At 33.7% G+C, this 7758-nt stretch carries 7 protein-coding genes and 1 riboswitch; of the genes, 4 read left to right on the top strand and 3 right to left on the bottom strand.

Translation table 11 applies throughout. From position 1 onward, the window contains the following. Positions 1 to 62: 62 nt before the first annotated feature. Complete coding sequence (locus HU235_RS11845) at positions 63 to 521, bottom strand: MarR family winged helix-turn-helix transcriptional regulator (protein WP_095301527.1); 459 nt, start codon at positions 519 to 521, stop codon at positions 63 to 65. Between the two features lie 531 nt (positions 522 to 1052). Here HU235_RS11845 and HU235_RS11850 point away from each other — a divergent pair. After that, positions 1053 to 1784: a ZIP family metal transporter gene (locus tag HU235_RS11850; protein ID WP_095301526.1), complete on the top strand. Its 732-nt coding sequence runs from the start codon at positions 1053 to 1055 to the stop codon at positions 1782 to 1784. Positions 1785 to 1864: 80 nt separating this feature from the next. Here the strand turns inward: HU235_RS11850 and HU235_RS11855 are convergent, their stop codons facing one another. Further along, positions 1865 to 2110: an aspartyl-phosphate phosphatase Spo0E family protein gene (locus HU235_RS11855; protein WP_233452206.1), complete on the bottom strand. Its 246-nt coding sequence runs from the start codon at positions 2108 to 2110 to the stop codon at positions 1865 to 1867. Positions 2111 to 2237: 127 nt separating this feature from the next. Further along, entirely contained in the window at positions 2238 to 2870 is a 633-nt protein-coding gene (cbpA, locus tag HU235_RS11860; protein ID WP_095301525.1) for a cyclic di-AMP binding protein CbpA, read from the bottom strand. A gap of 333 nt (positions 2871 to 3203) precedes the next feature. On the opposite strand from cbpA, the gene abc-f reads away from it, so the two are divergent. The 3 genes from abc-f to mtnA form a co-directional block, all read left to right on the top strand. After that, complete coding sequence (abc-f, locus tag HU235_RS11865; RefSeq protein ID WP_174880346.1) at positions 3204 to 4913, top strand: ribosomal protection-like ABC-F family protein; 1710 nt, start codon at positions 3204 to 3206, stop codon at positions 4911 to 4913. Between the two features lie 316 nt (positions 4914 to 5229). Next, positions 5230 to 5387, top strand: a riboswitch (SAM riboswitch). A gap of 107 nt (positions 5388 to 5494) precedes the next feature. Then, positions 5495 to 6712 (top strand): S-methyl-5-thioribose kinase, encoded by a 1218-nt coding sequence (gene mtnK, locus HU235_RS11870; protein WP_174880347.1) that lies wholly within the window; start codon positions 5495 to 5497, stop codon positions 6710 to 6712. 54 nt (positions 6713 to 6766) lie between these two features. Further along, positions 6767 to 7758, top strand: a 992-nt coding sequence (gene mtnA, locus HU235_RS11875) for an S-methyl-5-thioribose-1-phosphate isomerase (protein WP_174880348.1), incomplete at its 3' end; no start/stop codon positions are given.

Below are 7758 nucleotides of genomic sequence, written 5' to 3' on the forward strand. Positions count from 1 at the left end.
ACTGTATGCAAACTCGATTTTATCGAGTTTGTCTACAGTCTGAAAGGACCGAATGGTCCTTTTTATTTTTGTTTATTTAATAATTCATTCGCATGAAAACCAACCTTTTTCAAAAGGTCGATGACAATACTTTTTTCTTCTGCAGTTAATACGTTTAATACCTCATTAATTTTTTCCTCATGTTCTGGAAAAATATCTTCAATTAGTTGTTTTCCCTTGTCAGTAATTTCAGCATGAGTGACTCGTCGATCGTTAGGGCATGCTTTTCGCGCAAGTAATCCCTTTTGCTCGAGTTTATCGACGACATATGTGATACTCCCACTCGCAAGTAAAATCTTTCCGCCAATTTGTTGTAATGGCTGAGCTCCCTTATGATAAAGCAACTCTAAAACAGCAAACTCTGTTGGATTTAATTGATATGTAGAAATATGTTTATTGACAACATCATTAAAAGCACGATGTGCACGTGAAAGAACAATAAATAATTTTAGTGAATCTTCTATTTGTTTTTCTTTTTCCATTTAACTCAATCCTTTAAATAAAATCTAAATATCTCGAATTCGAAACAATTCCAATATTCTTATGATAGTGGAAATACTTTGTTTAGTCAAGATTTTGTATTGTTACTTTCCAATGTTAATATTTTACACAAAGAAACGCATTGAAACAATACTTCTACTTTAATCAAGTTTGAACATATACATAGTTTATACAAAATAATCCTTCCACGATAATCTTAATAAAATGCTTTTTTTGTAAACTTTGTTGTTTACCTTGTTGACGGTTTTTGTTGATTTCATCGTGCAGTACTCGATTACAATAGGGGTGGGTTTAAAGTCTCCTTTTAGTATACACTTGCTCACACTTCACCTTCCCCACTGGAGTCTCACAAGTAGCACCAATCAACCCTTTACCTGAAAATGAGCACAATGTTTTTTATACTTTAGTCATGGACATAGTACAAAAAAGGAAAGTCCGCTATAATATATGTATTGCTCGACATGTATTACGTAAGGATAAACGTAGATATACATTTAAAGGAGAAAATTTATATGTCTAGTGTGTTATTTGGTAGTATATTATCAGCACTTTCAACAGGATTAGGAGCTATCCCAATTTTATTTTTACAAGGAACGCTTACACACCGTTGGCGGGATATCCTTCTCGCTTTTACAGCTGGTATTATGATGACAGCTGCCATGCTAGGATTAATACCCGAATCCTTTAAATATGGTGGAATTATCGAGATATCCATCGGATTATTTTTAGGTGTTCTTACATTAACAACTCTTGAAAAACTAATCCCACATATTGATTTAGAGCACTCAAAAAGTGGCATTAAATTTGATGAAAAAGCAATGCTAATTATTGCGGCAATTACGTTGCATAACATACCAGAGGGGCTTTCTGTTGGAGTTAGTTATGCATCTGATATAAGTGATACTGGTAATTTAATTGCTTTTGCAATCGGATTACAAAATGCTCCAGAAGGATTTTTAGTTGCCCTTTTCCTCATTAATCAGAGTATTAGCAAATGGAAAGCATTTTTAATTGCAACAGCTACTGGAGCAGTAGAAATTATTGCATCTTTACTTGGATTTTATTTAACAAGTATTATTAGCTTCTTAGTTCCTTATGGACTTTCATTTGCAGCAGGCGCAATGTTATTTATCATTTATAAAGAGCTTATTCCAGAAAGCCATGGCGATGGTAATGAACGAATTGCCACCTATTCCTTTATAATAGGAATACTATTTATGATTATTTTAATTTATAGCTTTTAGTTCTAAAAACAATTATGCATGTAGAGAGGCTGACTTAAAAGTTAAAACGTCAGCCTCTTTCGTATGAACATACTATTTTTTCAAATTCCAATTTTACTAGTACTGCTTGTCCAAATCATTCGGATATAATCTTCAAACTTCCTTATCAGTGTTTGCTCTTTTTCTTTTATTAGCTGGTCATAATCGTTCAACAAAACATCTAATTCTTGACTACATCTTATCGTTAATTGGCTTGTATACCCTTCCTTATCGGCTGCTTCGATCATTTCCTTTCTTTTGAAATGGATTAACTCGAGAAGCAATTTCTTCATGTTTTCATGATTCATAAGGGTTCCCTCCTAACAATTGTTCGTCCAAGAATTCTTTGAAAGGTAAAAGGAATATATTTCTTACCTGTTTAAATATATTCCCTCTTCCCTACACGTTTAAACCAAGCTATTCGATAAATAGTAGTTAGTTTGTAATTTTTTCAATTGCTGCAATCCGAAAATCTTTGCTCTCCAATTTTGTAATAATTTGCTCCAATTTTGCTTCTGTTAAATCTCCTGAAAGATTTAAAATTATTCTTCTTAAATATTTATCACCATTATCTAGAGTAAGCAATCCTTCTATATTTACATCCTTAACAGCTGTTACTAAGTCCTTTAAAGCACCTTTATGCTCCTTCGTCCCGATAGTTAACAAATAACCTCCTGTTTTCATACCGAATGAATCCTCTAATACATCCATTATATTTGAATGGGTAATGATTCCAGAAAATTCATTTTGTTCATTTAAAACTGCTAAAAACGGGAGACGTCTTATTGTTATAAAGGTTTTAAAAAACGAATCATTTTCATAAATAAAGGCATCCTTGTTTGCAATTAAATCTGAAATTTTATCATCGTCTTTCCCATTTCTCTCCACAAAATGCTCTAAAAGATGAACCTTATAAATTAGTCCAACAAATGTTTTCCCATTATCCTTTAATACAGGGACAGAGCGGTATCCTGTCTGGCTTAAATAATCATATGCTTCCTTTACTGTTACATGTTCCTCACAGTATTTTACATCTTCCTTTTTTACATAATTATAACGAACCTTCATGAGTAGTCCTCCTTATAGCAAACAATTGCTATTTTTAGAATGTGGAAAAACGATAAATTGATGTACGAAAACAAATTGCATTTTTCGTCAATACTACATATACTATATATAACTATTGTACGAAAGGGTGTTTATTAGGACAATGATTTACTAATCTTTTTTCTTAGGAGTTTTTTGAATAAAAAATTCAAACCTAGAGAAATTGGATTAGTCTGTCCTTTATACACCATATACGTTCATTTTATAGAAATTGCATATCTTTATGCTTATTTTTCTATATCATTTTGTATATTGGAACAGTCTGTCCTCTCTATGGTTTAGGGAGGTTTTTTTATGTTTATTGTAAAAGCACGAAATATAACAAAGAGCTTTGCTGATGAAATGATTTTAAATGATGTGTCATTCGATTTATTAAAAAATGAACGTGTAGGACTTGTTGGTGCAAACGGTGCTGGTAAAACAACATTAGCCCAAATTATTTATGGCCAGTTAGCTCCTGATTCAGGGAAAATTGAAAAGCAGCAAAACATAACGGTTGGCTACTTACACCAATCAGTTGATAACACACTTCAGGAAGATGCTTTATCCTCAAAGGAATTTTATTTACGAACAAGTGAGCTTGGTTTACAGCAAGTGCAAAATTGGACAAATGAACAGCTTGCCCATTTAAGTGGTGGGGAAAGGCTAAAAATTACGTTAGCGCAAATATGGGCGACACAGCCAGAGCTCCTTATATTGGATGAGCCAACAAATCACCTTGATTTTCAAGGTGTCAATTGGTTAATAAATGAGTTAAAGCATTTCAATGGGACAGTTCTTATCATTTCACATGATCGTTACTTTCTTGATAAAACCGTGTCTACAATCTATGATTTAGAACAAGGAAACTTAACTATTTATTCAGGAAACTATACGACCTACCGTGAAAAAAAGAAAAAACTCAATGCTGATAAACTGCACCAATATGAGAATATGCAAAAATATAAAGCGAATGTTGAGCAACAAATCAATCAATTACAGCAATGGTCAGGAAAAGCACATCGAAATATGAATAAACAAGAAGGCTTTAAAGAATATCATGGAGTAAAGGCGAAAAAAATTGATAAAGCGATAAAATCTAAAATGAAGCGTTTAAATCAGGAGCTAGAAAAGAAGAAAATTGAGAAGCCTATTGAAGAAGCAACCGTTCGTTTTCAATTTGCCGAAAATAAAAAGCGCGGAAAAAGAATGGTTGAGGCTGAAAGACTAGAAAAATCTTTTGGAAAACGAACACTATTTAAAGATAGCTCCTTTTATATTAATAATGGGGAGCGTATTGGATTAATTGGTCCAAATGGTTCTGGTAAAACAACATTACTAAATATAATTATCGGACAGGAGCAACAATCAAGCGGCAAACTCATCATCAGTCAAGCTAATAAAGTAGCCTATTTAAGCCAAGATGTTGGAGATATGCCTTTATCCATCCGAGCTATTGACGCTTTGGAATTAACGGATCAGGAAGAACAATTTAAAGCCAGAACTATATTAGCGAATATGGGCATCCATGCTGATAAATTAATGCAGCCAATCGCAACATTAAGTCTTGGGGAACGGACCCGAATAAAGTTAACGAAAATCCTGCTACAAGGGTATAATCTGCTTATTTTAGATGAACCAACTAACCATTTAGACTTAGCAAGTCGAGAGCAACTAGAAGCAGCATTAACTGATTTTACCGGGACATTATTAATCGTTTCACATGATTATTACTTTATGAACAAACTATGTAATAAACTTCTTGTTATTGAAAACGAGAAAATCATCAGGGTCGAAATGAATCTCGAGCAATATGAGAAAAGAAAACAAAGACAAAGCGAACCAAATATCCTAGGGATAAAAGAGGAATTACTCTGTATCGAAACTGAGATTACAGCTGTTCTCGGACAAATGAGTCTTATTTTACCATCATCTGAAGAGTATATACAATTAGATGAAAAATTCCTTTCTTTAACGAAGAAGAAACGTGAATTAATAAACTTACTTGATAAACGTAATAAGTAAACCTTATTTTATTTTCAAAAATTATTAGCAAAAAGTCGGATGGAAACTCAGATAGCTTCGTCCGACTTTTTATTAGAGCTTTACTTGTTATTGTACCAAGTACTTAGGAATTTTTTCTTACACGCTTGAATCAACCATTTTCTATAATTTGCTCCATTTTTTAAAAGGTTTTGATTTTTAATCTCATCCTTTTCCTAGTTCAATTTATAAAATTTTTATTGACAAATGTATTTATTGCTTGTTAACATGCTAATCAAGCATTCTTTTTTTAAACAATTTATAAAATTTGAAACATTAACTACATAATTATTAAAATCTCTTATCAAGAGTTGGCAGAGGGACTTGGCCCAATGACGCCGCAGCAACCGACCATACTACCATTGCAAAATGGGGTGATGTTTTCACCTTGGATTTTATCCAATAGGGCACGGTGCTAATTCCATCAGAAAGATTTAACTTTCTGAAAGATGAGAGGTGAGAAGCAGTGACTTCAAGCCTCTTTCATTTATGAAAGAGGCTTTTCTTTTGTAACGATAAATTGAAAGCTAAATAAACAGATAACTTACATGGAGGTCTTTACTATGTGTGCTAGAAAATCATCAGCCTATCAACCATTAACTGAATCAGATGCGATCGCTCTTGTAAAGCGGCTTATGCTATTTGAAGATACAAGTCAATTAACTTGCAATAAAATAGGTGATGGGAATTTACATCTCAACTTTCATGTAAAAGAAACTTCTACTGGTAACGGATATATGATTAAACAAGCATTACCTTATACAAAAATCATAAGTGAAAGCTGGCCTTTTCCAATTGATCGTACACGTATTGAAGACCATGCACTATTAAAACAAAGAGACATAGCTCCTGCATATGTTCCAAAGGTTTATTATTCAGATGTGAAGCTTGGAATTACAATTATTGAAGACTTGTCACATCTTCACATAGCCCGTAAAGCACTCGTTGAAGGTAGTGAACTACCATTGCTCTCGACACACCTAGGTGCATTTTTAGGAAAAACATTATTTTATACATCGATTTATGCACATACCCAGCATTCGAAAAATGAAATAGAGAGACATTTTTCTAACCCTGATCGATGTAAAAACATTGAGGAGTTTGATACTACAGACCCACTTTTCGAACATGAGACATTCCATTATGAACCAGTACTAAAAGCAAATGTGGAGAAAATTTTACAGGATAAATTATTAAAGCTTGAAGTATCAAAATTGAAGGAAAAATTTCTTAAAAAGCCTGAAGCACTTATTCATGGAAATTTACATACAGGAAACATCCTTGTAAGTGAGCATGAAACAAAAGTTATAGACGAAGGTTTCGCTTATTTTGGACCAATTGCATTTGATGTCGGTCAAGTTTTCGGTCACTTTTTATTAAATATCCTTTCACGTGACTTAGAAGAGCAAGCGTTCCTTTTCCAACATCTCATTACAACATGGAACGTATTTGTTGAAGAATTCTCAAAAGCTTGGAACAAAGATGCCTCTGAAATTTACACAGCAAATAATGGTTATTTAGAGCATATTCTTTCTGAAATATTCACAGATGCTGTTGGCTTTGCTGGTTGTGAATTAATACGTTATACAATTGGGCATGCACATGGAACAGCTTTAGATACTATACAAACATATGACAAAAAAATAACTGTAAAGCAATTAGCCCTTTCATTAGGTTATGAGCTCGTTATTAAGCAAAAAAATATAACAAAGCCTGTACAATTTATTCAATACGTAAAACAGACAATTGCAAATCGATCTCAACATGTAGCAATAAAATAACAAAGGACTAAAGAGTACGAAATCAGAATTTTTAGGAAAAAGGAGTTTTTCCCTATGAGTAATACTACAATCACAATACCTCGTTCTGTTATTTGGCAGGATGATTCACTTAAATTATTAAATCAGCAAATAATCCCGCAACTAACCGAATATCTTGAGCTTACAACGATTGATGATGTTTGGGATGCGATTCATACATTAAAAGTAAAAGGTACATCTGCAACAAGTATTACCGCAGCTTATGGTCTTGCTCTGGCTAGTTTACAGGATACATCTGAATCTTTGGAGCAATTTCGTGAATCGCTACATAAGTATCGAAATTATTTAGCAAGCTCACAGACAGCAGCACTTCATTTCATATGGGCATTGGATCGATTAGTGGATAGTATATCAGATGCAAAATCAATTAATGAGGCAAAAACAACCATTGTTCATGAAGCGATTCAGATTCAAGTAGAGGATGAAGAGATTTGCCGTTTAATTGGCGAGAATGCTCTTTCTGTTCTTAATCAAGGTGATCGTGTCATGACAATTGGTCATGCAGGTTCGCTCACTACTGCTAAATACGGGACTGCAACTGCACCATTTTACTTAGCAAAAGAAAAAAATGTTGATATTCAAGTCTTTGTCTGTGAGACGAGACCAGCACTTCATGGAGCACGCTTAACGACATGGGAGCTTTCGCAAGCAGAGGTCGATGTCACACTCATTACAGATAATATGGCTGCACATACAATCAAGGCAAAAAAAATCAATGCAATTATCGTAGGTGCCGACAGAATTGCCGCAAATGGTGATACGGCAAACAAAATAGGTACATATAATTTAGCCTTACTTGCCAATGCCTATCAAATTCCTTTTTATGTAGCTGCTCCTTTATCAACTATTGATCCATCGATTACCAAAGGTGATGATCTACCTATCGAAGAACAAAATCCAAAGGAGATCACGGAAATTCAAAAAATTCAAATAGCCCCAGAGGGAGTGAAGGTTTTTAACCCTTCCTTTGACGTGACACCTGGTGAATTAATTACAGGAATTATTAC

The organism is Metabacillus niabensis (genome assembly GCF_902829255.1).
GTDB lineage: Bacteria > Bacillota > Bacilli > Bacillales > Bacillaceae > Metabacillus > Metabacillus niabensis.

Excerpts from the sequence above, each read along its gene's own strand:
- cbpA (WP_095301525.1), bottom strand. The coding sequence starts at position 2,870 with ATGAAGGTTCGTTATAATTATGTAAAAAAGGAAGATGTAAAATACTGT.
- abc-f (WP_174880346.1), top strand. The coding sequence starts at position 3,204 with ATGTTTATTGTAAAAGCACGAAATATAACAAAGAGCTTTGCTGATGAA.
- HU235_RS11855 (WP_233452206.1), bottom strand. The coding sequence starts at position 2,110 with ATGAATCATGAAAACATGAAGAAATTGCTTCTCGAGTTAATCCATTTC.
- HU235_RS11845 (WP_095301527.1), bottom strand. The coding sequence starts at position 521 with ATGGAAAAAGAAAAACAAATAGAAGATTCACTAAAATTATTTATTGTT.
- mtnK (WP_174880347.1), top strand. The coding sequence starts at position 5,495 with ATGTGTGCTAGAAAATCATCAGCCTATCAACCATTAACTGAATCAGAT.
- HU235_RS11850 (WP_095301526.1), top strand. The coding sequence starts at position 1,053 with ATGTCTAGTGTGTTATTTGGTAGTATATTATCAGCACTTTCAACAGGA.